27 protein-coding genes are annotated in these 24,985 nt (G+C 67.1%); 18 read left to right on the top strand and 9 right to left on the bottom strand.

The genetic code is table 11. The features are described 5' to 3' along the window. Positions 1-33: 33 nt before the first annotated feature. A complete protein-coding gene (locus H4O10_RS05100) occupies positions 34-744 on the bottom strand; it encodes a hypothetical protein (RefSeq protein WP_033833844.1) in 711 nt (236 codons plus the stop codon). Between the two features lie 138 nt (positions 745-882). On the opposite strand from H4O10_RS05100, the gene H4O10_RS05095 reads away from it, so the two are divergent. The 3 genes from H4O10_RS05095 to H4O10_RS05085 all read left to right on the top strand — a co-directional run bounded on the left by H4O10_RS05095 (position 883) and on the right by H4O10_RS05085 (position 2,580). Next, positions 883-1,209, top strand: a complete 327-nt coding sequence (locus H4O10_RS05095) for a low molecular weight protein tyrosine phosphatase family protein (protein ID WP_049454920.1) — start codon at positions 883-885, stop codon at positions 1,207-1,209. A gap of 178 nt (positions 1,210-1,387) precedes the next feature. Continuing rightward, positions 1,388-1,942 carry a hypothetical protein gene (locus H4O10_RS05090; protein WP_049454922.1) on the top strand — a complete coding sequence of 185 codons (555 nt, stop codon included), beginning with the start codon at positions 1,388-1,390 and terminating at the stop codon, positions 1,940-1,942. A gap of 191 nt (positions 1,943-2,133) precedes the next feature. After that, positions 2,134-2,580: a universal stress protein gene (locus H4O10_RS05085; protein ID WP_005411629.1), complete on the top strand. Its 447-nt coding sequence runs from the start codon at positions 2,134-2,136 to the stop codon at positions 2,578-2,580. A gap of 170 nt (positions 2,581-2,750) precedes the next feature. Here H4O10_RS05085 and H4O10_RS05080 read toward each other — a convergent pair whose 3' ends face one another. Further along, positions 2,751-3,035, bottom strand: a complete 285-nt coding sequence (locus tag H4O10_RS05080) for a DUF2782 domain-containing protein (protein ID WP_005411628.1) — start codon at positions 3,033-3,035, stop codon at positions 2,751-2,753. Positions 3,036-3,133: 98 nt separating this feature from the next. Here H4O10_RS05080 and polA point away from each other — a divergent pair, with 98 nt between their 5' ends. After that, positions 3,134-5,908, top strand: coding sequence for a DNA polymerase I (gene polA / locus H4O10_RS05075; protein WP_049454924.1), 2,775 nt, complete (start codon positions 3,134-3,136; stop codon positions 5,906-5,908). 340 nt (positions 5,909-6,248) lie between these two features. Then, positions 6,249-6,728, top strand: a complete 480-nt coding sequence (locus H4O10_RS05070; RefSeq protein WP_024957711.1) for a YetF domain-containing protein — start codon at positions 6,249-6,251, stop codon at positions 6,726-6,728. Positions 6,729-6,770: 42 nt separating this feature from the next. Here the strand turns inward: H4O10_RS05070 and H4O10_RS05065 are convergent, their stop codons facing one another. The 7 genes from H4O10_RS05065 to H4O10_RS05035 form a co-directional block, all read right to left on the bottom strand. Beyond that, positions 6,771-7,934, bottom strand: coding sequence for a hypothetical protein (locus H4O10_RS05065; RefSeq protein ID WP_033833833.1), 1,164 nt, complete (start codon positions 7,932-7,934; stop codon positions 6,771-6,773). Between the two features lie 95 nt (positions 7,935-8,029). Beyond that, positions 8,030-8,926, bottom strand: coding sequence for an oxygen-dependent coproporphyrinogen oxidase (gene hemF / locus H4O10_RS05060; RefSeq protein ID WP_049454926.1), 897 nt, complete (start codon positions 8,924-8,926; stop codon positions 8,030-8,032). A 54-nt stretch (positions 8,927-8,980) separates the two neighbouring features. Beyond that, a complete protein-coding gene (locus tag H4O10_RS05055) occupies positions 8,981-10,594 on the bottom strand; it encodes a hypothetical protein (protein WP_049454929.1) in 1,614 nt (537 codons plus the stop codon). Between the two features lie 37 nt (positions 10,595-10,631). After that, positions 10,632-11,753 carry a hypothetical protein gene (locus H4O10_RS05050; RefSeq protein WP_049454931.1) on the bottom strand — a complete coding sequence of 374 codons (1,122 nt, stop codon included), beginning with the start codon at positions 11,751-11,753 and terminating at the stop codon, positions 10,632-10,634. 34 nt (positions 11,754-11,787) lie between these two features. After that, positions 11,788-12,348: a hypothetical protein gene (locus H4O10_RS05045; protein WP_033833829.1), complete on the bottom strand. Its 561-nt coding sequence runs from the start codon at positions 12,346-12,348 to the stop codon at positions 11,788-11,790. Between the two features lie 30 nt (positions 12,349-12,378). Beyond that, positions 12,379-12,798, bottom strand: a complete 420-nt coding sequence (locus H4O10_RS05040; protein ID WP_033833828.1) for an NUDIX domain-containing protein — start codon at positions 12,796-12,798, stop codon at positions 12,379-12,381. Then, entirely contained in the window at positions 12,795-15,167 is a 2,373-nt protein-coding gene (locus H4O10_RS05035; RefSeq protein ID WP_033833827.1) for a S9 family peptidase, read from the bottom strand. The genes H4O10_RS05040 and H4O10_RS05035 overlap by 4 nt, the downstream gene beginning before the upstream one ends. Before the next feature lie 161 nt (positions 15,168-15,328). Between H4O10_RS05035 and H4O10_RS05030 the strand changes: the two genes are divergently transcribed. From H4O10_RS05030 to H4O10_RS04970, 13 genes are all read left to right on the top strand, one after another. After that, positions 15,329-15,781, top strand: a complete 453-nt coding sequence (locus H4O10_RS05030; RefSeq protein WP_182680961.1) for a hypothetical protein — start codon at positions 15,329-15,331, stop codon at positions 15,779-15,781. Between the two features lie 70 nt (positions 15,782-15,851). After that, the gene (locus H4O10_RS05025; RefSeq protein ID WP_010482336.1) at positions 15,852-16,181 is read left to right on the top strand and encodes a hypothetical protein; all 330 of its coding nucleotides are present in this window, start codon (positions 15,852-15,854) and stop codon (positions 16,179-16,181) included. A 36-nt stretch (positions 16,182-16,217) separates the two neighbouring features. Continuing rightward, the gene (locus H4O10_RS05020; RefSeq protein ID WP_033833825.1) at positions 16,218-16,862 is read left to right on the top strand and encodes a sigma-70 family RNA polymerase sigma factor; all 645 of its coding nucleotides are present in this window, start codon (positions 16,218-16,220) and stop codon (positions 16,860-16,862) included. Continuing rightward, positions 16,859-17,074, top strand: coding sequence for a hypothetical protein (locus tag H4O10_RS05015; RefSeq protein WP_033833824.1), 216 nt, complete (start codon positions 16,859-16,861; stop codon positions 17,072-17,074). Before H4O10_RS05020 ends, H4O10_RS05015 begins: the two co-directional genes overlap by 4 nt. A gap of 213 nt (positions 17,075-17,287) precedes the next feature. Continuing rightward, positions 17,288-18,688, top strand: a complete 1,401-nt coding sequence (locus H4O10_RS05010) for a cytochrome ubiquinol oxidase subunit I (RefSeq protein WP_049454933.1) — start codon at positions 17,288-17,290, stop codon at positions 18,686-18,688. 1 nt (position 18,689) lies between these two features. Then, positions 18,690-19,703 (top strand): cytochrome d ubiquinol oxidase subunit II, encoded by a 1,014-nt coding sequence (gene cydB / locus H4O10_RS05005; RefSeq protein ID WP_049454935.1) that lies wholly within the window; start codon positions 18,690-18,692, stop codon positions 19,701-19,703. Positions 19,704-19,920: 217 nt separating this feature from the next. Further along, positions 19,921-20,664, top strand: a complete 744-nt coding sequence (locus H4O10_RS05000) for a beta-ketoacyl synthase chain length factor (RefSeq protein WP_033833821.1) — start codon at positions 19,921-19,923, stop codon at positions 20,662-20,664. Beyond that, positions 20,657-21,454, top strand: a complete 798-nt coding sequence (locus H4O10_RS04995; protein WP_005414875.1) for a lysophospholipid acyltransferase family protein — start codon at positions 20,657-20,659, stop codon at positions 21,452-21,454. The genes H4O10_RS05000 and H4O10_RS04995 overlap by 8 nt, the downstream gene beginning before the upstream one ends. Next, entirely contained in the window at positions 21,441-21,698 is a 258-nt protein-coding gene (locus H4O10_RS04990; protein ID WP_005411610.1) for a phosphopantetheine-binding protein, read from the top strand. Before H4O10_RS04995 ends, H4O10_RS04990 begins: the two co-directional genes overlap by 14 nt. Positions 21,699-21,715: 17 nt before the next feature. After that, positions 21,716-21,973 carry an acyl carrier protein gene (locus tag H4O10_RS04985; RefSeq protein WP_005411609.1) on the top strand — a complete coding sequence of 86 codons (258 nt, stop codon included), beginning with the start codon at positions 21,716-21,718 and terminating at the stop codon, positions 21,971-21,973. Between the two features lie 22 nt (positions 21,974-21,995). Beyond that, positions 21,996-22,547, top strand: coding sequence for a hypothetical protein (locus H4O10_RS04980; RefSeq protein WP_180845717.1), 552 nt, complete (start codon positions 21,996-21,998; stop codon positions 22,545-22,547). Beyond that, a complete protein-coding gene (locus H4O10_RS04975; RefSeq protein ID WP_049454937.1) occupies positions 22,540-24,225 on the top strand; it encodes an AMP-binding protein in 1,686 nt (561 codons plus the stop codon). Before H4O10_RS04980 ends, H4O10_RS04975 begins: the two co-directional genes overlap by 8 nt. Then, positions 24,215-24,985 carry a glycosyltransferase family 2 protein gene (locus tag H4O10_RS04970; protein ID WP_049403646.1) on the top strand — a complete coding sequence of 257 codons (771 nt, stop codon included), beginning with the start codon at positions 24,215-24,217 and terminating at the stop codon, positions 24,983-24,985. The genes H4O10_RS04975 and H4O10_RS04970 overlap by 11 nt, the downstream gene beginning before the upstream one ends.

The raw sequence follows: 24,985 nt of genomic DNA, 5'->3' as shown, positions 1-24,985 counted from the left end.
CGCTACCTTCGGCTCTACAACAGCGGTCGGCTATCAGCTGATGGTGAATGTCTCCACGGCTGCCACCAACCCGGCGCGGTCCATTGCTTCTTCATCCTGGCGGTTGCGGATCAATACGTAGTGGCCTTCCTCCGGCGACAACACCTCGATCACCTCATTGCGATAGTTGGTGATCTCGATGAAGCCGCTGCTCACTCCGTTGAGGTTGTCGATCTCGGCCATTAACGTCTCCAGGCTCACGATGGCGCCGTCCTTGTCCGTTCCGCCGCCAGTGCGGGGATTGTCGAAGTACACGCATATCTTCGGCTGCCTGGTCCTATGCCAGTTGTTGACGTCAACGATGTGATGTGTGGACCACCTGAAATCCTCTGCTGATTCGTTGCCGTTGAACTCACACCGGAAGATCGGCAGGCACAGGAACAGCCCCGTGCGCTTCTCGATCCGATTCAGAAGCCCGTGATAGGTGCTGGGAACCGCCATCGCATGAGTGAACCCATAGGCGTTGGAAGGAATCTCGAAGATCGTTGGCCCATCATGTGAAAGATGGTGCGGTGCGTTCAGCACAACGCTGGTGGCGAATTCCGGATCATCGACATTCTTGGACGCGATCGCGAGGTCATGTCTCTTGGCATTCCTCACGCAGCAATAGAGTACGTACGTCGCGACTACGTACTTGCTGAAGTAGCAGCCGTGGACTTCGGCCACCTCTCCGAACGACGTTAACAGGTCATCCTTGGTGATCATGGACATCTGGACGGTGGCAAAAGCACATGGTGGCCCCTTGAACGGTCATCCGACCATGCAATTTGTCTGAAAGCACCCTGTTGGTGTCAGAGCCCTTTTCCGTTGGAAAAGGGATTCGACCCCGATTAGGCTGCGCTCATGACCCGCAACGTGCTCTTCCTCTGCAGCCAGAACCGCCTGCGCAGCCCTACGGCCGAGCAGGTATTTGCCGATTGGCCGGGCATCGAGACCGCCTCGGCCGGGCTGCTGGCCGACGCCGAGGAAGTGCTCAGCCCTGAGCTGCTGCAGTGGGCGGACCTGGTGTTCGTGATGGTGCGCGCCCACCGCAATCGGCTGTCCAGCCGCTACAAGGCCTGGTTGAACGGCAAGCGGGTGATCTGCCTGGATATCCCGGATGACTACGACTACATGGACCCGGTGCTGGTGGAGCTGCTGAAACGGAAAGTGCCGCCGTTCCTGCGTTGACGGGCTGTTGTAGAGCCGAGTCCAGGCTCGGCTGCTTCTGGCGGGAAAGGCAGTCGAGCGTGGCTATGCCGGTCGTCCTGACCGACAGCCTTCGGGCCGTCGCAAGCGACGTTCGCAGCGGCTCCTGCCGCTACCTTCGACTCTACAATGGGAACTGAAATCTTCCAGGAACGCCCCCATGACCGAACCCACGCTGCACGTCACCGTGAAGTTGAACGCCCGGCTGCAGCCCGAGCATCGCCACGAACTGTTCGAAGATCCGCTCGACGCGCTGTTGCAGGCGGCTCAGGTGGGCGAGCTGACCGGCGGCGGCACCGCGATGTCCGATCTCGGCGAGGTCGAATACGGTGATATCGAAGTTGCCCTGGTCGATGCGGCCGGCGTGCCGAAGCTGATCGATCTGCTGGAACAGCTGGGTGCACCGAAGGGGTCGAAGATCCAGGGGGCAGGCGAAGCGGATCGCAGCTTCGGCGTGACCGAGGGCCTGGGCATCTACCTGGATGGCCTGAACCTGCCGGACGAGGTCTACGAACAGTGCGATTCCAACCACGTATTCGAGCAGCTGTCCGGGAACATCGATGGCCTGGGCGAGATCTGCAGCTGGTGGCAGGGCCCGACCGAAACCGCACTGTACATGTACGGCGAATCGTTCGAGGCGATGCGTGATGCGATTGCCGAATTCGTGTCCAGTTATCCGCTGTGCCAGAACGCACGCGTGGTGCAGATCGCCTGAGCGACATTGTTGTGGAGCCGAGCATGGGCTCGGCTCTACAGAAGTGGGCCGGCCGAGCGCGTCCCTCGGACCACGCGACGGTGCGCACGGGCCCCTGCACAGCGCCGGATTGATCCTGCTCAAGGCGCCGCCTCCACATCCGGTGTGCAATGGTGTCGTTCCCATCTGGCAGACCGCCACGGAGCCCCACCATGTACAAGCGCATCCTGATTGCCACCGACGGGTCCGAGCTGGCCGACAAGGGCCTGGCGAAGGGCTTGGAGCTGGCCAAGGACCTCAACGCCGAGGTCGATATCGTCACTGTTTCCGAGCCGTGGGCGGTCGGCATGTACGACGCCATGGGCTGGAGCGTGGGTTACATGAACAGCCCCGAGTACAAGGCCGACCGCGAGGAAGGGGCGCAGAAGGTGCTGCAGCCGGCGCTGGCCAAGGCCGCCGAGCAGGGCATCACCGCCAACCCGGTACACGTGCTGGACCGCTACGCGGCCGACGGCATCATCGAGACCGCCGGCGAGCGCAACAGCGACCTGATCGTGATGACCTCGCACGGCCGCCGTGGCGTGACCCGTGTACTGCTGGGCAGCCAGACCGCAGAAGTGCTGGCGCGCAGCACGCTGCCGGTGCTGGTCATCCGCTGATCCATACCCGCTGATTCAAGCGTTCCCGGGGAGAGGACCCGACGCCGGCCGCAGGATGCGCGCCGGCGTTGTTTTTTTGTGGGGGATCGGGGGCCGTGCCCATGGCCCCGAGGGAGTCAGAGCCCTTTCCTGTGGAAAGGGATCCGGCCCCGGTCACAACCCCGGTCACCTCACCAGCTGTACAGCTTCCAGTACACCGGCGACACGCCATCCTTGTCGTTGTCGAAACGGCCGTCGCCGTTCTTGTCGTACATGTAGAACGGAGCACCGCGCGATGGCGTCACCTTGACCATGCGCAGCTGGCCGGACACACGGTATTCCTCGATGACATCGCCGTTGTCCATGGTGCGCTTGGAGACATCGGCGCCCTTGACGTCCACCGGGGGAGCACCTGCGCCACCCATGCTGGCGCAGCCAGCGAGCAGGAGCAGGGAAGCCAGCATCAGGGTCTTCATCGGCGGGGGCCTTTGCCTGGAGAGAGCCCTGATTATGCCCCATCGCCAGGTGCGTGCCGTGTCGTCGCGGTGCAGGCACGGGCGCGTAGAATCGGCCCATGAGCAGATTAGTCCTGATCGACGGGTCCAGTTACCTGTACCGCGCGTTCCACGCGCTGCCGCCCCTGTCCAATGCACAGGGTGAACCCACTGGCGCACTGTTCGGCGTGGTCAACATGCTGCGTTCGACGCTGAAGGAACGCCCGGCCTACGTCGCGTTCGTGGTCGATGCGCCCGGCAAGACCTTCCGTGACGACCTGTACGACCAGTACAAGGCCAACCGCCCGCCGATGCCCGATGAACTGCGCAGCCAGGTCGAGCCGATGTGCCGCATCGTCGAGGCGCTGGGCATCAGCATCCTGCGCGTCCCCGGCGTGGAAGCCGACGATGTGATCGGCACGCTGGCCCTCCAGGGCCTGGCGCAGGACCTGAAGGTGACCATTTCCACCGGCGACAAGGACTTCGCCCAGCTGGTGCGCCCGGGCATCGAGCTGGTCAACACCATGACCGGCAGCCGCATGGATTCGGATGCGGCGGTGATGGAGAAATTCGGCGTGCGCGCCGACCAGATCATCGACCTGCTGGCGCTGATGGGCGACGCGGTCGACAACGTGCCGGGCGTCGAGAAGTGCGGGCCGAAGACCGCCGCCAAGTGGCTGGCCGAGTACCAGCACCTGGACGGCGTGATGGCAGCCGCGCCGGCCATGAAGGGCAAGATCGGCGAAAACCTGCGCGCCGCGCTGGAGCGCCTGCCGCTGAACCGCGAGCTGGTGACCATCCGTACCGACGTGCAGCTGGACGCCAGCCCGACCACGCTGGCCCTGCGCGAGCAGGATGTGCCGGAGCTGACCGAGCTGTATGCGCGCTACGGCTTCACCCAGGCGCTGAAGGAGCTGGGTGCGCCGGTGCCGGCACCGGTGGCCGCCAGCGAGGCGACCCCGAGCCTGCGCGGCACTGCGGCGGGCTTCGCGCGTGGCAGCGTCGAGGCGCCCGCCGCCGGCACGCTGGATCCGGCACTGTCCGCGCCGGGTGAATACGAGACCGTGCTGAGCGCCGAGCAGCTGCAGGCCTGGGTCGAACGCCTGCAGCAGGCCGACCTGATCAGCTTCGATACCGAAACCGATGCGCTGGACGCGATGCGTGCGCGGCTGGTGGGCATCAGCCTGGCCGTCGAGCCGGGCAGGGCGGCGTACATTCCGGTCGGCCACGATTACCCGGGTGCGCCGGCCCAGCTGCCGATGCAGCAGGTGCTGGACGCACTGCGCCCGGTGATGCAGGACCCGGCGAAGAAGAAGCTGGGCCAGCACGGCAAGTACGACCTGCACGTGCTGCGCCGCCATGGCGTGCAGGTGCAGGGCTACCACGACGACACCATGCTCGAGAGCTTCGTGCTCAATTCCACCGCCACCCGCCACGACATGGATTCGCTGGCGCTGCGCTACCTGGGCTACAGCACCATCAAGTTCGAGGACGTGGCCGGCAAGGGCGCCAAGCAGATTCCGTTCTCGCAGGTGGGCATCGACGAGGCCAGCCGCTACGCCGCCGAGGACGCCGACATCACCCTGCGCCTGCACCACGCGCTGCAGCCGCAGCTGCTGGCCGAGCCGGCGCTGGACAGCGTTTACCGCGGCATCGAGATGCCGCTGGTGCCGGTGCTGGCCAGCATCGAAGCCAACGGCGTGCGGGTCGACACCGACGAACTGCGCCGGCAGAGCCAGGACCTGTCTTCGCGCATGCTGGCCGCGCAGCAGAAAGCCACCGAGCTGGCCGGGCGCAGCTTCAACCTGGATTCGCCCAAGCAGCTGCAGGCGGTGCTGTTCGACGAGTTGAAGCTGCCGGCGGTGGTGAAGACCCCCAAGGGCCAGCCCAGCACCAATGAAGAGGCGCTGGAGGCGATTGCCGACCAGCACGAGCTGCCGCGCGTGATCCTGGAGTACCGCGGGCTGGCCAAGCTTCGCAGCACCTACACCGACAAGCTGCCGGAGATGGTCAACCCGGACACCGGCCGCGTGCATACCAGCTACCACCAGTCCGGTGCCGCCACCGGCCGCCTGTCCTCGTCGGATCCGAACCTGCAGAACATCCCGATCCGCACCGAGGACGGCCGTCGCATCCGCCGCGCGTTCGTGGCGCCGGAGGGCTTCCAGCTGCTGGCGGCCGACTATTCGCAGATCGAACTGCGGATCATGGCCCACCTGTCCGAGGACCCGGGCCTGGTGCGTGCCTTCGAGCAGGGCGCCGACGTGCACCGTGCCACCGCCGCCGAGGTGTTCGGGCGCACGCTGGAGGACGTGACCCCGAACGAGCGCCGCGCCGCCAAGGCGATCAACTTCGGGCTAATGTACGGCATGAGCGCCTTCGGCCTGGCCCGCAACCTGGGCATCGACCGTGGCCAGGCGCAGGACTACGTGGCCCTGTACTTCAGCCGCTACCCCGGCGTGCGCGACTTCATGGAGCGGATGCGCCAGCAGGCCCGCGACCAGGGCTATGTGGAAACCCTGTTTGGTCGTCGCCTGTACCTGAACGACATTCATGCACGTAACCAGGGCCTGCGCGGCGGTGCCGAACGCGCGGCGATCAACGCGCCGATGCAGGGCACCGCTGCCGACATCATCAAACGCGCGATGGTGGACGTGGACCAGTGGCTGCGTGACAGCGGCGCACCGGCACGGATGATCCTGCAGGTGCACGATGAACTGGTGTTCGAAACCGAAAGCAGTTTCGTTGAAGACTTGCGTTTGCAGGTGGTGGAGCGCATGTCGCAAGCGGCCAAACTGCGGGTGCCGCTGGTGGTCGATACCGGCGTCGGCAACAACTGGGACGAAGCGCACTGAGGGCATTTCAGGCCGAAAACGACGTGAATTCGTTCATTCGTCAGAGGTTTCTGACTCGATCATGAATGTTGTCCTGATCGAGGTTCATTAAATTGGGCCCCTTCACGAACCGTTAGTGTTCGGAGTGCTTCTATAACGCTCGACAGGCGCAACGCCTGTTGTGGATCTCTCCCATCCCCTGGAGCAGATCTCGGAACGGGGACTCCTCCCCAAGTGCCCGTTCCCCGGCCCCGTTGACCTCCCCCTGGTCAGCGGGGCTTTTTATTTGTGCCGCCGCAGCACCAGGGATGGGGTCAGATCCTTGGTGCTAGGCTGGGCTACCGTTCCACAGGGGAAGACCATGCCCGATCTGTTTGCACTGGCAATGCCCTGGTGGGAGTTCATCCTGCGCGCGGTGGTGGTCTATGTCGTGGTGCTGGGCATGGTCCGGCTTGGCGGCAAGCGGGCTCTAGGGCAGATCACGCCCTTCGACGTGCTGTTGATCGTGCTGCTGGGCAATGCGGTGCAGAACGCGCTGCTGGGCACCGATACCTCGCTGGGCGGCGGCCTGCTGCTGGCCGCGACCCTCATCCTGCTCAACTATGGGGTGGGCTGGCTGACCACCCGGAATCGACGCATGGAGCGGATGATCGAAGGAGAACCTACCGTAATCGCGCGCGATGGCCGGCTTTTGGAGGGTGTTCTCCGCCGCGAACTGATCAGCCGGGCCGATTTCGATGCTGCGTTGCGCCAGCAGGGTGGCCTGCGGATCGAGGATGTGCAGATCGCCCTGCTGGAGACGACCGGGCACATCACCATCCTTCCGCGGAAGGGCACCTGATCGTGCAGCACCGAGCATGGGCTCGGCGCTACAGGGCATCATTCACGGTGTGCAGCGGGTATTGCCGGCCGCCGGTTTGCGCTCGTAATAGGCGAATTGATTGCCGCTGTCGATACCGACCAGGTTGCCGTTCTGCAGCAGCTGCAGCACGAAGTCGCTGCCGATATCGCGATGGATGAGGATGCGGCCGTCGCTCAGGCTGGCCCGCAGTGGCTGTTCGCGGCCACCGGCCTCAACCACACCACCCTCGAGGAAACGCAGCTGCGACAGCACGCTGCGCTCGGCTTCAAAGCTGCCACAGGGCAGTGCGGCGGCCGGCACCGGCGTGAGCGCTGCCGCGGGGGCGCTGGCGAGAACGGCAAGGTCGTTGGCCGGACCGCAGGCCGGGGCATCCGCGCGCTGTGCACAGGATCGCTGCAGCGCATCGCGGGCCTCCTGCAGGCGGCCACTGCTCCACAAGGTTTCGGCGGTGTCGGCGCAGAACGTTTCGCCCTGTTGCACGCGGCAAAGGTCGATCAGTTCATCAAGCTGTGCAGGTGGCAGAGGCGCATCCACGGAATGCTGCAGGCCGAGCAGGGCCTTGCCCATCATTTCCGAGGCAATCTCCTTGGCTGCCGTCATGCAACCCTCGGCGTCGAACGAGGGCAGCTCCTCCCTGCAGATCTCGGGAATCGGCGGCTCTTCCTTTCTGGGTGCTGCGTCCTTGGCCTGCTGCTGGTAGGTCTCCAGCAGGCGCATGCAGGCTGCGCCCACGCCCTCGGCGCACCAGGCGTGCAGTTTCACGGGTGCGGCCTCTGGCAGCGCCTCCAGGCACTCGGAGGTGTTCATCACGCAACCGCCCTCGACGGGCTGCGGCATTGTCTTGCAGGCGGCGGCGTGCTCACGGGTGAACTCGCGATAGGGCGTGCTGATCGTGCGGTCGTTGTCCGAGAAGTACCAGTTTTCCAGCTGGCCCGTGGACAGGTTGCCGGTACCGAGCACGTCTTCCTGGCGGGCGATGCGCAGCTCCTCGGTGGCCTGGTAGGGGCCGGACAGGAAGCCGTGGCCTTCGCTCTCCAGGGTCAGCGTGGTGTTGCCGCTGCTGTCCTTGTAGGTGCCGCAGGCCATCGACTGAGCGGCGGCCGGCAGGCTGGCCGAGGCCAATGCAAGCAACAGCAGGGAGCGCCAGCCCGCAGCGCGAGGGCGGGGGGAAACAGCAGCGGGCATGGGGTCATCCTTGAAGGAAGTGAGCAGGGCCTGTCCGGTGCGGGGCGCACCACAGGCAGGAGAGGGCGCCACGGGTCAGGCGTGGCGCCGGAAGATCACAGCCAGTCGCGCGGCACCAGATAGTCGGCCAGGCGCGCCTCGGCGCTGCCCGCTTCCGGGGCGAAGCCGTACTCCCAGCGCACCCGGGGCGGCAGGCTCATCAGGATGCTCTCGCTGCGGCCGCCGCTCTGCAGGCCGAACAGCGTGCCGCGGTCGTAGACCAGGTTGAACTCCACGTAGCGGCCGCGGCGGTACAGCTGGAATTCGCGCTCGCGCTCGCCATGCGCGGTGTCCTTGCGCTGCTGCACGATCGGCAGGTAGGCGTCGAGGAAACCATCGCCGACCGCACGCAGATAAGCGAAGTCGCGCTCGAAGTCGCCGTGCAGGTCGTCGAAGAACAGCCCGCCGACGCCGCGCGTTTCATTGCGGTGGCGCAGGAAGAAGTACTCATCACACCAGCGCTTGTGCGCGGCATAGCGTTCGTCGCCGAACGGAGCACACAGGTCGCGTGCCACCTCGTGCCAATGCTGCACGTCCTCGTCGAACGGATAGAACGGGGTCAGGTCGAAGCCGCCGCCGAACCAGCTGGCCACCACTTCACCGTCGCGCTGTGCCTGGAAGAAGCGCACGTTGGCATGGGTGGTCGGCACGTAGGGGTTGAGCGGGTGGAACACCAGCGACACGCCGGTGGCGCGCCAGGAGGCGCCGGCCAGTTCCGGGCGGTTGGCCGAGGCCGACGGCGGCAGGCGGCTGCCGGACACATCGGAAAAGCCGATACCGGCCTGCTCGAACACCGCGCCGTCGCGCAGCACGCGGGTGCGCCCACCGCCGCCCTCGGCACGCTGCCACAGGTCTTCCTGGAAGCGGGCCCGGCCATCGACGGCCTCGATCGCCGCACAGATGCGGTCCTGCAGGTCGGTGAGGTAGGCGCGCACGCGCTCGAATTCGTTCATGGCGCGTACTTTACCGCAGGGCCCGCCCGAAGCTGCGGACAGGCCCTGGCTGGCTCAGCGCTTGCGGTTGGAATGGCGTGGCGGCGGGGTGTCGTCTGATGCCGCGTCATCGGCCGCCTTCTGCAGCGCGCGGCCCAGATCGATCAGTTCCCAGTTCTGGGTGCCGAGCGCGTCGCAGGCCACGTGCAGGCCACTGCGGTCGGCCTTGCACAGCCGGTCCAGCAGTGCATGTGCATCCACCTCGGCATCGTTGCCCTGGGCCGTGACCAGGTTCTCGCAGCCCTCGCGGACGCCGGCGCGGCAGACCGTGGTGTAGTGCTCGGCGGCCTGCAGCCAGTGCCCGGACAGCGCAAGGCGGTTGCCGAGTACGTTGCAGCCCTGCAGCTTGCCTTGCGCGCAGCAGGCTTCCGCCCCGCCGGCAGCGAGCGCCTGCGGGCAATCCTGGGGTAGCGGCAGCACGGTGTACTGCTTCGGTGCACTGCAGCGGCCCGGGCCATCGCCAGTGGGGGTGAACACCTGGAAGCGGGTCCAGGTATCCAGGCCCAGCAGTTGGCCGCCAGGCAGCGGACGCAGCACGAAGTCGCCGCCCCTGTCGTGGCGGATGCGGATGTCGCCCTCTTCGACGCGGGCGCGGAGATGGCTGTTCCAGCCAACGCCGACCAGGCCGTTGTCACCGAAGTCCAGCGTGTCCATCAGACCGCCATCGGTCCGGTAGTTGCCGCAGGGCAGGGCCGTTGCCGGTTGCGGTCGCAATGATGCGCCCAGTGCCTGCAACGACGGCAGACGCTCGCAGGTGGCGGTGTCGTTGCCCGGTGTGCAGGCCGCAGCCAGCGCCTGCACCGCCAGCAGGGGATCTCCCGCGTCCCAGGACAGCTCGGCCACCCGCTCGCAGAAGCCGCCATGCGCTACCTCGCGGCACAGCCGCAACAACTGTTGCCGCCGCTCAGCCGGAATGATCACCGGCACGGTCGGCGCCGTCATCGTCACCATGGCTTCGGTCATGGCTGCCGTCATCGCGGCCTTGACCAGCTGCGCCTGCACTGCGGGGTCGGCCTCGAGCGCGGCGGCACATGCCGGGGTTTCCTGTTCGAAGCCCCCGTTGTCACAAGCAGCGGGGAGCTTGATGCCGGACAGGGCGGCGTCGAGGGCCGCCTTCTGCTGGACAGGATCGGCCTTCACCTTAGGCTTGGCTTCATCACGCCAGCGATCAGCCAGTTGCAGGCACATGCCGGGCACGCCTTCCCGGCACCCTGCTTCCAGCGCGGCCGGAGTGGCTTCGTGACGGTTGTCCAGGCAGGCCACGGCATTGGCCAGGCAGCTGCCTACCGCCGGCCTGGCTGCGGCGGCGCACTGTTCGGGGGTCAGCAGGATGTAGGTCGTGCCATCCACCTCGACCGTGCGGCCACGATCACGTACCTGCAGCGGGCTGGGCAGGCCGTACTCCAGGTTCACCAGTTGCAGCTTCCCGTCTATCTGCTGGAACGCGACCGGAGACGGTGCACTGCCGAAGTGCTTCTGCTCGCCACGGTTGGGTGAGCTGATGCGCAGCGTGCTGCTGCCTTCGTCGGCCTTGAACAGGCCGCATTGCGGTGACTGTGCGGCGGCCATCGGTGCGGCCAGCAGCAACGCCCAGGCCAGCCAGCGCTGGCGCGGTGCGGGTGAATGCATGTCGTCTCCTTGACGATCGAACGGGAAACTCCAGGCGCTACGGCGAACCACGGCCCTCGCGCGGGGGCGTACATTCTGCCGTGCCGGGCACAGGCTGGTAACGCTGGTAGGCGGTCTGCGCATCCATGCCGAGCAGATCGCCGTTGCCGAGCTGGCGCAGCACAAGGGTTTCGCCGTTCTGCTGCAGGTGGATGGCGCCGTTCTGCAGGCGGGCCCGGGTGCCATCGCCGAAGTCGAGCCTGTCGATCACGCCTCCATCGGCCTGGTAGCGGCCGCAGGGCACCTGCTGGGCCGGGACGAGGCGCAGGTCGGCGCCAGGACCGCGCAGCGGTGCGATGCGTTCGCAGCCGCTGGCGCGGCCGGCATCGCAGACCACCTGCAGCGCCTGCACCGCCAATGCGGGCTCCAGCGCGATCAGTTGCTGTGCGGCTACTTCGACGCAGAAGCGGCCGCCACGTTGCTGCAGGCACAACTGCTGCAGGCGATCGCGTGCAGCGGCCGGAAGCGGTGAATCCGGGAGGTCTTCGTCTTCCTGTTGCAGGCGTTCACCGACCTTCTGCATGGCGGCGGCCAGCGCATCGCCGGTCAGCGTCTCGCAGGCCTGCGGGTCATGGCCGGGCGTGTGTTCGCGGCAGATGGGCGGGCGTTCGAAGCGCGCGGTGCTGGTGTCATCGCTGCCGACTACAGTCGTTCCATCGCGAAGCTGGCGCAGCAGCGCCGAGCAGCCCGCGCCAACGCCTTCGCTGCACGCACGCTGGCCCTGGCCGGGTGAGGCCGTGGGCAGCCGTGCAACGCAGTGGCTGCCGGCGGCGCGGCAGCTGCCGTCCATCGCGCTGGGCTCGCTGGCGCAGGCGCGGGGCTGGCGCAGGGTGTAGAGCACCACCCCGTCGCGCTCGATACGCTGCCCATCGGCGCTGATCCGGATCCGCTGCGCCACGCCATCGTCGAGCATGACCAACCGCGTCTGTGCCGCACCGCGATCAACCCACAGCGGCTGCGGCTCGCTGCCATCATCGTGGTGGTGGCCGCTGCCGGGAGTGGTGAATACCAGCGCCATGCCGCCATCGGCGCTGCGGTATTCGCCACATTGCAGCGCGTCGGCGCTGGCAGGCAGCGCAGTCAACAGCAGCAATGCGGGGAGAAGGGTCGGCAAGCGCAAGCGACGGTCCTTGTCGTGCGGGAAAGGGGGGTGCTCAGTGGAAGCGCGAGCGGATGTCCGGCCGCAACAGGCGCCAGGCCAGCCAGCCCTGCAGGCCGAGGAGCACAAATGACATGGCCACCACGGTCAGCGTGATCAACCAGCGTTTCAGATGGAGTTCCTGCTGCAGGACGGCGTCGTCGGAGAGAAACGGGATGACATCACGCATGAACACGTCCAACCAGCCGGCGATCGCAAAGTTGGCCAATGCGCTCAGCAGCAGGATCACCACAAAGCTCCACAAGCCCCAGCTGCGCTCGCGCAGCAGGCCCCAGCTGGCCAGCGTCGAGGCCAGGCACAGCAGCGCGGCAATCATCGACGCGGCCACCGGATGCGCCAGAAGCCAGGTCAGGCTGTGCAGGTGCTGGTCTTGTACTTCCCTCTCAACCAGATGCCAGATCGGAAGGTTGTGCAGCGGCCACAGCAGCAGCCCCTGCATCACGAAGTACACCGTGAGCAGCAGCGACAGCCAGAACGAAGCGTGTGCGATCGGGCGCACCCAGGCGTGATAGGTCGGCTGGACCAGCGAGGGAATCGGCGGGATCGACATTGACATCCGGTGTCCTTGCAATCGGTGCCCGCGCGATCAGCGGGCCGTCACCCGGGTGGCGACGGCCGGCAGGATATGGTGTTCGCTCAACGGTGCCAAGGGCTGGCCATGCGGCGGCTGCAGCGGCACCCAGGCCAGTTCGGCGATCTCTGCACATGCCTGTGGCGTGCCGACCACCCGCACCCACCAGGCCTGTGCCTGCACGCGATGGCCGGGTTCGTTCACCGCCCAATCCTCAAAGGTGCCCAGCGCGATGGCGGTTTCGGCGCACAGCTGCACACCGAGTTCTTCGTCCAGTTCGCGGGCCAGCGCCTGCAGCGGCGCTTCGCCGGGTTCGGGCTTGCCGCCCGGCTGGATGAAGCGGCTGGCGCCGTGCTTGCGCACCACCAGCGCCCGGCCGCGGTCATCCAGGATGACCGCGGCCACGATGTGGATCGTGGCCGCGGCGTTGCTCACTTCAGGTTCTGCTCGAACAGCTTGAGGATGCGCTTGTACTGGTCCAGCCAGGAATCGGCGCGCACATAGCCGTGGCGCTCCAGCGGGTACGGTGCGATCGACCAGTTGTCCTTGTGCAGTTCGATCAGGCGCTGGGTGAGGTTCACCGAGTCCTGGAAGAACACGTTGTCATCCATCATGCCGTGGGCGATCAGCAGGTTGTCCTGCAGGTTCTGCGCGTATTCGATCGGCGAGGACACGCGGTACGCCTCCGGATCGATGTCCGGGGTATTGAGGATGTTGCTGGTATAGCCGTGGTTGTACTGGTGCCAGTCCACCACCGGGCGCAGCGCGGCGCCGGCCTTGAACGTGCCCGGCGAGCGGAACAGGGCCATGAAGGTCATGAAGCCGCCGTAGGAACCACCGTAGATGCCGGCATGGTCGCGGTCACCCTGCTGGGTGTCGACCAGCCAGTCCAGGCCGTCCTTGTAGTCTTCCAGTTCCGGGTGGCCCATGTTGCGGTAGATCGCCGTACGCCAGTCGCGGCCGTAGCCCTCGCTGCCGCGGTAATCCATGTCCAGCACGATGTAGCCCTTCTGCACCAGCAGGTTGTGGAACATCTGCTCGCGGAAGTAGGCCGGGTAGCGCTGGTGCACGTTCTGCAGGTAGCCGGCGCCGTGCACGAACATCACGATCGGGTACTTCTTCCCCGGTTCCTTGTTTTCGGGCTCGTAGTACTTGGCCCAGACCACGCCGGCGCCATGCTTGGACGGCACCGCCACCAGCTTCGGCTGGATCCACTGGCGCGCCTTGAACTCGGCAGTGCGGGTGTCGGTCAGCACGCGGGCCTGGCCTGCGCCGGTGCTCGGTACCACGGCCAGCTGCGCCGGCAGGTAGGCGCCGGAGTAGCGCACCAGCAGCTGCTGGCCGTCTGGGGACAGCGAGAAGTCTTCCACGCCGTTGAGGCTGGTCAGCTCGCGCACCTGGCGGCTGCCGGTGTCGACCGCGCAGACTTCGTAGTCATGCGGCGCCTGCTGGTTGCACAGGAAGTAGAAACCCTTGCCGTCGGCCGACAGCACCGGCGCCGAGGTTTCCCACTTGCCGCTGGTCAGCGCCTGCGGCTTGGCCGTGCCGGCCTGGGTGTACAGGTGCGAGAAGCCTGATTCCTCCGACAGCAGCCACAGCGTGCGGCCATCGGCCATCCAGCCGAAATCATTGAAGCCCCAGTTGATCCAGGCATTGTCGGTCAGGCGATGGCGGTTCTGCACGCGGCCGTCGGCGGCGTTGACACTGATGATCCAGCGGTCCTTGTTGTCGTTGGCACGCAGCATCACCGCGGCCTGCTGGCCATCGGGGCTCCAGCGGATGCCACCGCCCATGAAGTCGCTCATCACCTGCAGGCTGCGCTCGCCCTTCAGCGCGTCCTTGCCGGCCTTGCGGCGCAGCTCGGCCAGCGGATCGGTGCTGATGCCCGGCAGGCCGGCCAGCGAGACTTTCTCGGCCTTGCCGGTGCGCACGTCCACGTACCACAGCGTGTGCGGCTCGAAGCCGTTACGGCCGACGCGGGTGCGGGTGTCCTCGGTTTCCTCGTAGCCCGACTCGGTTACGTACAGCGGCATCTTGCCGCCACGGCCGTCATCGAAGTCCTTCGGCTTGGTCACGACGATCAGGTGGGTCAGGTCAGGCGACAGCACGCTGTCGGCGATCTCCACGTCGGCGCCCAGGTACACCGGGCCCGGCGCGCGGGTCGGGTCGGCCTGGCGCCAGCGCTGGTCCTGGTCCTTCAGTGCTTCGCGCTGGTCACGGTCGCGGCGAAGGGTTTCCAGCGTGCGCAGCTGCTGGTCGCGCAGCACGTCGGCCTTCGGCGGCGTACGCGGGTCCTTTTCGGCCTTCAGGCTGGCCACCTGCTGCACGCCGCTGGCGGCGGTCCAGTGGAACCAGTTCTGGCCGACGCGCCAGATCACGCCATTGTCGGCGGCGAAGTTCACGTTGCCCGCGCGCTCGTTGCTGCGGGTGAGCTGGGTCAGCGCGCCGCTGCGCAGGTCGCGCACGAACACATCGCCGTTGCGGACGAAGGCGCTGCGGCTGCGGCTGCGGTCGTAGACCGGCTCGGCCACGTCCAGGGTGCCGCGCTGGTCATCGGCCACCTGCGCGGCCACGCCACCGGCCACCGGCTGGCGGAAGGTATCGCGCACCGGGCTGCCGTTGCGCTTGAGCTGGTACTCCACCTGCTGGCTGTTCCACGACCACCAGGCCTTCTCGACCGGCGGACCGATCCAGTCCGGGTCGGCCATGGCCTGTTCGATGGTGATCGGCGTCGGCGCGGCATGCGCAGCCGGTGCGGCCAGCACGGCCGACAGCAGGAGGGACAGGGGCAGCACTCGGGACATGGGCGGACGGCACCAGTAGAGGAAACCGGGCAAGCGTAGCAGCCGTCCGGGCCCGGGGCAGGGGCCACAGGTCATGGCAGCGGAATCGGCAAAATGGCACCGTCCGGGTCGCCGCGGTGGCGTGTGCGGCATGATGGCCGTTCCGTTCGGATGGAACCGATATGTACTGCTACGACTACAGGATCTCGCTGCGCGTGCAGCACCCAACAGAGGCCGGCGACGGGATTGCCGCCCGGCTGGATCTGGAACCGGCGTTTTCCCGAGACGTCGGAACCGGATACCGGGATCGCGACGGCAGCCTGATCAGCGGGCATGCGGAGACCCGCGTGGTGTTCGTACTGGATAGGGGCAAGGACGGCTGGCTGATGGATGCCTGGCCGGCGTTGATCGATCTACTGCAGGCACGCGCCGACGTGATCAGGGAACTGCTGCAGGAAGGCGCCGGCATCGGCCTGCGTGTCGGCATCTTTGGAAAGACCGCATGGGCGGGTTTCGAGCTGGATCAGCAGTTGCTGCGACTGATGGCGGACCTGCAGCTGGATTTTCACGTGGAGACCTATTTCCCGGTCCCGGCGGACACGCCCGGCGGCAGCGGAGAGGCTGCAGGCACTTAGTGCAACCGGTTGCCGTGGTCGCGCATCCATTCTCCTGAACCCGCATCATCCACCGAACAGGAGCCCGACCATGCAGGAACTGATCCCGATCACCCTCTTCATCTGCATCGCCTACGCGATCCATGCCATCGCCGATGCACGGGCGCGCAGCAAGCTGGTGGCGCCCCATGTACCCGAGGAAGTCATCCGCTCGTTGGCCGTACTGGAAGAGGAGCGTCGCCGCCAGGGCGCGCTTCGCTGGGGCATCAGCCTGGTCAGCCTGGCCGTGGCAATGGGCCTGCTGGAGGCGATCGGTGCACGCGAACTGACCTTCGGCGCCGCCGCCGCGATGGTCGGCAGTGCCGGCCTCGGCCAGCTGCTGGCCTGGCACTTCACCCGCCCCGCCGCGCGCAAGGGCTGAGGCAGGCATGCCACGGGCACAGGGGGCGCCCCGCGCATGAGCCTGCTGGATGGAGCATTGGCTGCATTGCGGGGGCGTCGCCGCGACGTCCCCGCCGAGCCCATACCCGACGCAGATGACGACCGCGCTCTGGTCCGCGCCATCATTGATGGTTCGCAGTCGGCGTTCGCGCAGCTGGTGCAGGCGCATCAGCGCACCTGCGCGCATGTGATCGGTCGCATGGTCGGCGACCGCGACCAGGTGGCCGATCTGCTGCAGGAAACCTTCCTGGCGGTGTTCCGCCAGCTGTACCGGTTCCGCTTTGAATCTTCGTTGCGTACCTGGGTTTCGCGGGTGGCCTACACCACTGCGCTGCAGCACCTGCGACGGCGACGCCTGGAAGCGCAATGGATGGTAGCGGTGGAGGTGCCGGAAGAACTTGGCATCGGTGATGAAGGCCCGGGCCCGGCGGAACTGAGCGAGGTGCTGCAGGCCGGGCGCCAGCTGGGCGCAGCACTGGAACGGCTGAGTGCGCCGCAGCGGCTGATCGTCGGGTTGCACTACCTGGAGGATTTCGATCTGGCCGAGATCGAGCAGGTGACCGGGCTGGCGCGCGGTACCATCAAGAGCCACCTGCACCGCGCGCGCCAGGTCCTGAAGCAGGAACTGACGCGGCGCGCCTCTGCTGGAGAACTGCTGTGAACCTACCCACCGACCCCCGCGATGCGGAAGAGCGCGCGCTGGCCCAGGCGTTGCGTGAGCAGGCGCAGCAGGAAGACGCGCCGGATGTGAGCGAGGCGCTGCAGAAGCGCATTGCCGCTGAGTCGCGCGATAGTGGTGTGGTCTATGTGCTGGTGCAGGTGCTGTTGTTTGGCGCGCTGCTGACTGCAGCGGGCTGGTATTTCTGGCACTGAGGCGCCCTCCGGGCGGTGGGCCGTTCCAGTCGCCGTTGGTAGATGCCGACCTGGGTCGGCGTTTGGGCGTGTGTGCCAACCAAGGTTGGCAGCTACCAGAACGGTTGACCCCTGCGACAAAGTGAAGCAGCGCGTCACCCGGTCGCATCCCGTCTTAACGAAATCCTCCTAAAGTGGTCCGGTATCCCACCGGTCACAGGCAGGAGGCGTCCCTTGGACGCGTTGTTGTTGTTGTCCCGGATCCAGTTCGGATTCGTCATCAGTTTCCATGTGCTGTTCCCCGCCTTCACCATTGGCACGGCCAGCTGGCTGGCCTTCATCGAATGGCGCTGGCTGCGCACGAAGTTGCCCGTGTGGCGCGAGCTGTATTTCTTCTGGCAGAAGATCTTCGCGGTGTCGTTCGGCATGGGCGTGGTCAGCGGCATCGTCATGGCCTTCCAGTTCGGAACCAACTGGCCACGGCTGAGCGAGGTGGCCGGCACGGTCATCGGCCCGTTGCTGACCTACGAAGTGCTGACCGCGTTCTTCCTGGAAGCCAGCTTCCTCGGCGTGATGATGTTCGGCTGGGGCCGCGTCTCGCCGCGCCTGCATTTCCTGTCCACCTGCATGGTGGCGCTGGGCACGCTGTTCTCCACGTTCTGGATCCTGTCGTCCAACAGCTGGCTGCATACGCCGGCCGGCTACGAGATGGTCAACGGCGTGGTGCATCCGGTGGACTGGTGGCAGGTGGTGTTCAACCCCTCGTTCCCCTATCGCCTGGCGCACATGGCGCTGGGTTCGTTCATCACCACCTGTTTCGTGATCGGTGGCGTCGGTGCGTGGTACCTGCGCAAGGGCACGCATGTGGAAGCGGGCCGGCGCATGCTGGTGGCAGCGGTGGCGTTCGCGGCACTGACCGTGCCGGTGCAGATTTTCGTCGGCGACATGCATGGCCTGAACACGCTCAAGCACCAGCCGATGAAGATCGCGGCGATGGAAGCGCACTGGCATGAAACCAAGGAGGGCGAGGGCGTACCGCTGGTGGTGTTCGCGCTGCCGAACGAGAAGGAAGAGCGGAATGATTTCGAAGTTGCCATTCCGAAGCTGGGCAGCGTGATCCTCACCCACAGCCTGGACGGTACCTTCGACCCGCTGACCTCGGTACCCTCCAGCGAGCGGCCGCCGGTGACGCCGGTGTTCTTCGCCTTCCGGATCATGGTCGGGCTGGGCACGCTGATGCTGCTGCTGGCCTGGGTGTCGGCGTTCCAGCTGTGGCGGAAGAAGCTGCTCGATTCGCCGTGGCTGCTGCGCGGCTGGAACTGGATGCTGCCCAGCGGCTTCATCGCGCTGCTGTCCGGGTGGTTCGTCACCGAGATGGGCCGCCAGCCGTGGGTGGTGTATGGCGTGCTGCGCACTGCTGATGCGGTCGGCCCGCAGAGCGCGTGGATGACCGCGCTGTCGCTGGGTGTCTACTTGGTCGGCTATGCCTTCGTGTTCGGCTGGGGCATCTGGTACCTGGTGAAGATCCTGCGCCACGGACCGCGTCCGCACGATGATGGGCCATCGCTGGACCACGGCAGCCACACCCCGGCACGCCCGCTGTCGGCGGCCGACGAACCGCTGGAGGAGCGCTGACATGGACCTGATGACCTGGCTGCCGGTGGCGTGGTTTGCGGTGATCGGCTTCGGCGTGCTGATGTATGTGGTGCTGGATGGCTTCGTGCTCGGCATCGGCATCCTCGCCCCGTTCGCCGAGGACGAGGAACAGCTGGACCTGATGATGAACACCGCCGCGCCGATCTGGGACGGCAACGAGACCTGGCTGGTGCTGGGTGGCGCCGGCCTGCTGGCGGCGTTCCCGAAGGCCTATGCGGTGCTGCTGTCGGCGCTGTACCTGCCGGTGCTGCTGCTGGTGGTGGCGCTGGTGTTCCGCGGCGTGGCGTTCGAGTTCCGCTTCAAGGCGCATCGATCGCGCCGGCTGTGGAGCGTGGCGTTCGGCCTCGGTTCGCTGCTGGCCACGTTTGCCCAGGGCGTGATCCTCGGCACCCTGGTGCAGGGCATCCCGCTGGTGGACGGTGTCTATGAGGGCGGGCCGTTCGCCTGGTTCAGCCCGTTCGCGATGCTGACCGGTGCTGCGCTGGTGGCCGGCTATGCACTGCTGGGCAGCACCTGGCTGATCCTGAAGACCGAAGGCCGCGTGCAGGCGCTGGCACGGAAGATGACCCGGCCGCTGGTGGTGGCGGTGATCGCAGCGATGGGCCTGGTCAGCAGCTGGCTGCCGTTCCTCGATTCGCGGCTGATGGCCCGCTGGTTCAGCGACGGCAACTTCTGGTGGCTGTCGCCGGTGCCGCTGTTGACCCTGGCGGTGGCCGCCGCGCTGTGGCGCAGTGCGACCCATCCGCGCCGCGACCTGCCGCCGTTCCTGCTCAGCCTGGCGCTGTTCGTGCTTGGTTTCCTTGGCCTGGTGCTGGGCATGTGGCCGTACCTGCTGCCGCCGTCGATGACCCTGTGGCAGGCCGCCGCGCCGGCCTCCTCGCTGGGCTTCACCCTGGTCGGGCTGGTCATTCTGCTGCCGGTCATCCTGGGCTATACGGCGTGGTCGTACCGGGTGTTCCGCGGCAAGGTGCACGCCGACACCGGTTACCACTGATGGGTTGAAGGCGGGGCCCGCCGGTGCCGGGCCCCGTGTTGGGGAATGTGAAACCTGCACACCCCGGGCGGGACGTGCTAGCGTGCGCTCCTTTCCGGCAGCCAGGGGGGCAGCCGGCGACGTCCTGGACGGACGCACGGCTGCAGGAATGGGGGGCCGCCGCGCGTCGCCGTAATGGCTCGTGCCTATCGTTCTCCCGTTGAAGCACCAACGCTAAATGATTGAATTCTCCATCGTCGACTGGGCCGCGTGGGCGCCCGGCCTGAGCGAGCGTAGCCAGTGGCTGGGCTGGGCCGAAGCGCCGTACCTGCCGCACGGCGGGGATACGCCGGCACTGGCAGAGGTTCCGGCAATGCAACGCCGTCGCATCGAGCGGTTGGGCCGCATGGCGATCCAGACCGCGTGCTGGTGCGAGGACGGGCAGGGGGCCGACAGCGACGTGCCGCTGGTGTTCGCCAGCCGCCATGGCGACGTCGCACGTTCGATGGACCTGCTGGGGGCGCTGGTCGGCGACCAGGCGTTGTCGCCCACCGGATTTGGCCTGTCGGTGCACAACGCGATCGCCGCGCTGTATTCAATCGCCCGCGGCCATCGCGGCAACTACCTGGCATTGGCTGCTGGCCAGGGAACGGTCGAAGCCGCGTGCCTGGAGGCCGTCGCCCTGCTCGCCGATGGCGCCCGCGAGGTACGGGTGGTGGTCTACGAGTCGCCGCTACCGGAGGTTTACGCGACGTTCGCCGACGAACCCGACCCGTTCTTCGCCTGGTGCTGGCGTTTGACCGCGCCAGCAGAGGGCCGGCCGACGCTGGCGCTGCAGTGGCAGCCGGCCGACGGCCAGGCCAGCACTGTACCCGGCCTGCTGCCGCACGCGCTGGACCTGCATCGCTTCCTGTTGTCCGGCGCGCCAGCGCTGGAGCACGTGGCCCATGGCCAGCGCTGGCGCTGGGGCCGCCGTGAGTGAGCTGCCGCGCCGCCTCGACCACGCCTGGCGGGTGTTTGGCACCGGCCTGAGCTTTGTTGCGTTTGGCCTGGGCGGGCTGCTGCTCGGCGTCCTGGTGATGCCGGTACTGCTGCTGATGCGGGACCCGGTGGCCCGTCGCCGGCGCGCCCGGCGCGTGGTCCAGGTCGCGTTCGCCAGCCATCTGCGGCTGATGCGCGGGCTGGGGGTGATGACCTACGAGATCGAGGGCGGTGAACGCCTGCAGCGTGACGGCCTGCTGGTGCTGGCCAACCACCCGACCCTGATCGACGTGGTCTGCCTGATCTCGCTGCTTCCCAACGCCGACTGCGTGGTCAAGCGGGCCGTGGCCTGCAACCCGTTCATGCGCGGTCCGGTACGGGCCGCCGGCTACATCTCCAATGACGATGGCGCCGGCCTGGTCGATGACTGCGTGGCCGCGGTGCATGCCGGCGGCACCCTGGTCATCTTCCCGGAGGGCACCCGCAGCGTGCCCGGGCAGCCGCCGCGCCTGCAGCGCGGGGCCGCCAACATCGCCGTACGGGGCCGCATCGACGTCACCCCGGTGCGGATCACCTGCAGCCCGCCAACCCTGACCAAGGGACAGAAGTGGTATCGTGTCCCCTCACGTCGCTTTCACGTTCGGCTGCAGATCGGCGAAGATATCCCGATCGCGCCTTTCTTGGCCGAAGACGACTCGCCAAGGGGGGATGCCTTGGCGGCACGCCGCGTTACCGAGCACCTTTCTCGTTATTTCGACCTGTCTGGAGAGCCGCCCCGTGCAAGCACTTGAGCACGAGATCAAGGAATTGATCATTTCCTCCCTTTCGCTGGAGGACATCACGCCGGAGGACATCGATCCGACCGCGCCGCTGTTCGTCGAGGGCCTCGGCCTGGATTCGATCGACGCGCTGGAGTTGGGCCTGGCGTTGCAGAAGAAGTACGGTGTCAGCCTCTCGGCCGATTCGGAAGAAACCCGTCGCCATTTCTCCAGCGTGCGCGCGCTCGGCGAGTTCGTCGCCGCCCGCCAGTCGTAACGGCGCCAGGAATTGCCATGACCAAGAATGAACTGTTCGAACGCATCGTCAGCATCCTGACCGACAGCTTCGAGATCGAAACCGCCCGGATCACCCCCGAGGCACGCCTGTACGACGACCTGGATATCGACAGCATCGATGCGGTCGACCTGATCGTGCAGCTCAAGCCGCTGCTGGGCCGCAACCTGCAGCCGGAAGCGTTCAAGGCCGTGCGCACCGTGCAGGACATCGTCGATGTCGTGCATGGGTTGCTGCCGGACCAGGCAGCCGCCTGACCGCAGCGCCGGCGGCTCCGCCATGGCACGCGCACGCACGGTCGTGGTGGCCGCGATCTCGCTGGCCTACCCGGTGCTGGTGTACCTGGCGATGGGCCGTTTCGAGCCACGCTGGCTGTCGCTGCTGCTGTTCACCCTGGCCCTGCTGCGTGCGCTGAGTACGCGCCAGCCGCTGTGGTGGGCCGCCGCTGCGGGAACCGGCCTGCTGGCCGTGTTGGCCACCGTGCTGAACCAGCCCCTGCCGCTGAAGCTGTATCCGGCGCTGGTCAACATGGTGATGCTGGCGGTGTTCGGCACCAGCCTGCGCTTCGGCCCGCCGCTGGTGGAACGCCTGGCGCGGTTGCAGGAGCCGGACCTGCCGGCGTTCGCGGTGGCCTATACCCGCCGCGTCACCCAGGTGTGGTGTGGCTTCTTCGTTCTCAACGGCAGCCTGGCCCTGCTGACCGCGCTTTACGCGTCGGACCGGGTCTGGATGCTCTACAACGGATTGTTGGCGTACGTGATGATGGGCGTGTTGTTTGCAGGTGAGTGGCTGGTGCGGCGTCGGGTCAAGGCAGCGCACGCGCATGGCTGAGTGGATTGCCCTGGACCGGCTGCTGGTGGACCCGCAGCCGCAGCGCAGCATCGGCGTGTGCGATGGCGAGGTAATCGACCATGCCCGCTTCCGCCAGCGGGTACTGGCCTGGCGTGCGGCCTTTGCTGCTGCCGATGGCCGTGACTGGGCCCTGTACTTCGATGATGCGGTGGCCTTCGCTGCTGCGCTGTTCGGCGCCTGGCATGCCGGCAAGCGGGTGTTTCTGGCTGCCGACAACCTGCCGGCCACGCTGCAGGCGCTGCAGCCACAGGTGAGCGGTTTCGCCGGCGATGTTTCCGCCGACTACCGAGCGCTGGTTGCCCCCACCGTTGGCGTGGACGGCGAACTGCAGGTGCTGGACGAGCGCGCCTGCGAGCTGTGCGTGTTCACCTCCGGCAGCACGGGCCAGCCCAGTGCGATCAACAAGCGCATGGACCAGCTGGCGCGCGAGGTGGATGCGCTGCAGGCTGCGTTCGGCGCGCAGCTGGAAGGCGTGCAGGTGCATGGCACGGTGTCCCACCAGCACATCTACGGCCTGCTGTTCCGGGTGCTGTGGCCGCTGGCCGCCGGCCGCCTGATCCATCCGCGCCGGTTCTTCCACGAAGACCTGGTGGGCGCGCTGGCCGGTAGCGACACGGTGCTGGTGGCGACGCCAGCCCACCTCAAGCGCCTGCCCGAGCAGCTCGACTGGGCCGGCCTGCACGGCCGCCTGCGCGCGGTGTTCTCCTCCGGTGGCCCGCTGCCCGAAGAAGCCGCACGCCAGGTACGGCAATGGCTGGGCGTGGCACCGACCGAGGTTTACGGCAGCAGCGAAACCGGGGGTATCGCCTGGCGCCGCTGGGATACCGACCTGCCACCGTGGCAGCCGTTGCCGGGCGTGCAGTGGCGCATCGAGGATGGCTGCCTGGCCGTCGCCTCGGCGCATCTGGAAACCCTCGACTGGTGGCGCACCCAGGACCGTGTCGAAGCCCTGGCCGATGGCCGCTTCCGCCTTCTGGGCCGCGCCGACCGCATCGTCAAGATCGAGGAGCGCCGCGTTTCGCTGGATGCGCTGGAACGCGCGCTGCGCGAAGACACCGAAGTGGACGATGTGAGAGTACTGGTCCTGCCGGGACAGCGTGAGCAGCTGGCAGCGGTGGTGGTACCGGCCAGCCTGGCGCTGCTGGAGGGCGGTGACGCCGCGCGCCGCGCGCTGGGCCAGCGCCTTGGCGCGCGCCTGGCACAGGCGCATGACGCGGTCACCCGGCCGCGCCGCTGGCGCCTGGTGAAGGCGCTGCCGATCAATGCACAGGGCAAGGTCACCCAGGCGGCACTGGCGGCGCTGTTCCAGCCGCTCATGCCGGTGCCGGTCTGGGATCACCGCGATGCTGCCAGCGCTACGTTGCGCATGACCCTCGACCCGGCGCTGCGGCCGTTCCAGGGCCACTTCCCGCAGGCGGCGATCCTGCCCGGCGTGGCGCAGCTGGACTGGGCCGTGCGTTTTGGCCGCCAGGCGTTCAGCATGCCGGCCGGATTCCTGCGCATGGATGCGGTGAAGTTCCAGCACGTGGCCCGCCCGGGCGATGAGCTGACCCTGCAGCTGGACTGGGATGCCACGCGCAATGTGCTGGCCTTCCGCTACACCTCCAGCCACGGCGTGCATGCCAGCGGCAAGGTGGTTTTCGCCGATGCGGACTGACCCGGCCGTTGCCGGTGCCGCGTTCGCGCCACTGGTGGTGATTCCCGTCTATGACCACGAGCACGCCATCGCGGCGGTGGTCGAAGGCGTGCAGGCCGCCGGGCTGCCGTGCCTGCTGGTCGACGATGGCTCGCATGAAGCGTGCGCGACGGTGCTGCGTTCGCTGGCACAGCGCCAGGGCGTCGACCTGCTGCGCCTGAACATCAACCAGGGCAAGGGTGGGGCGATGCTGGCCGGCTTTGCCGAGGCCGCTGCGCGTGGCTACAGCCACGTGCTGCAGATCGATGCCGACGGCCAGCACGATACCGCCGACCTGCCGCGTTTCATCGAGGCGGCGCGCGCGCACCCGGGTGCGGTGATCTGCGGCATTCCGGCCTACGATGCCAGTGTTCCCAAGGCACGCCTGTATGGCCGCTACGCGACCCACATCTGGGTCTGGATCAACACGCTGTCGCTGCACCTGCGCGACACCATGTGCGGCTTCCGCGTGTATCCATTGCCGCCGGTGCTGCGCCTGATCGGTGAAGAGACCATCGGCCGGCGCATGGATTTCGATACTGAAGTGATGGTGCGCCTGTACTGGCGGCAGCTGCCGGTCGAGCACCTGGCCACGCGCGTGACCTACCCTGCCGATGGCGTGTCGCACTTCGATGTGTGGCGCGACAACGTGCGCATCAGCCGCATGCACACCCGCCTGTTCTTCGGCATGCTCTGGCGCGCGCCGCGCCTGCTGTGGCGCCGCCTGCGCGGGCAGGGTTGA

It is taken from the genome of Stenotrophomonas sp. I18B00994 (assembly GCF_014145825.1).
In the GTDB taxonomy this organism is placed as follows: domain Bacteria; phylum Pseudomonadota; class Gammaproteobacteria; order Xanthomonadales; family Xanthomonadaceae; genus Stenotrophomonas; species Stenotrophomonas maltophilia.
The sequence above is the reverse complement of the archived record's forward strand: the minus strand, read 5'-3'. Positions and strand labels throughout refer to the sequence as shown.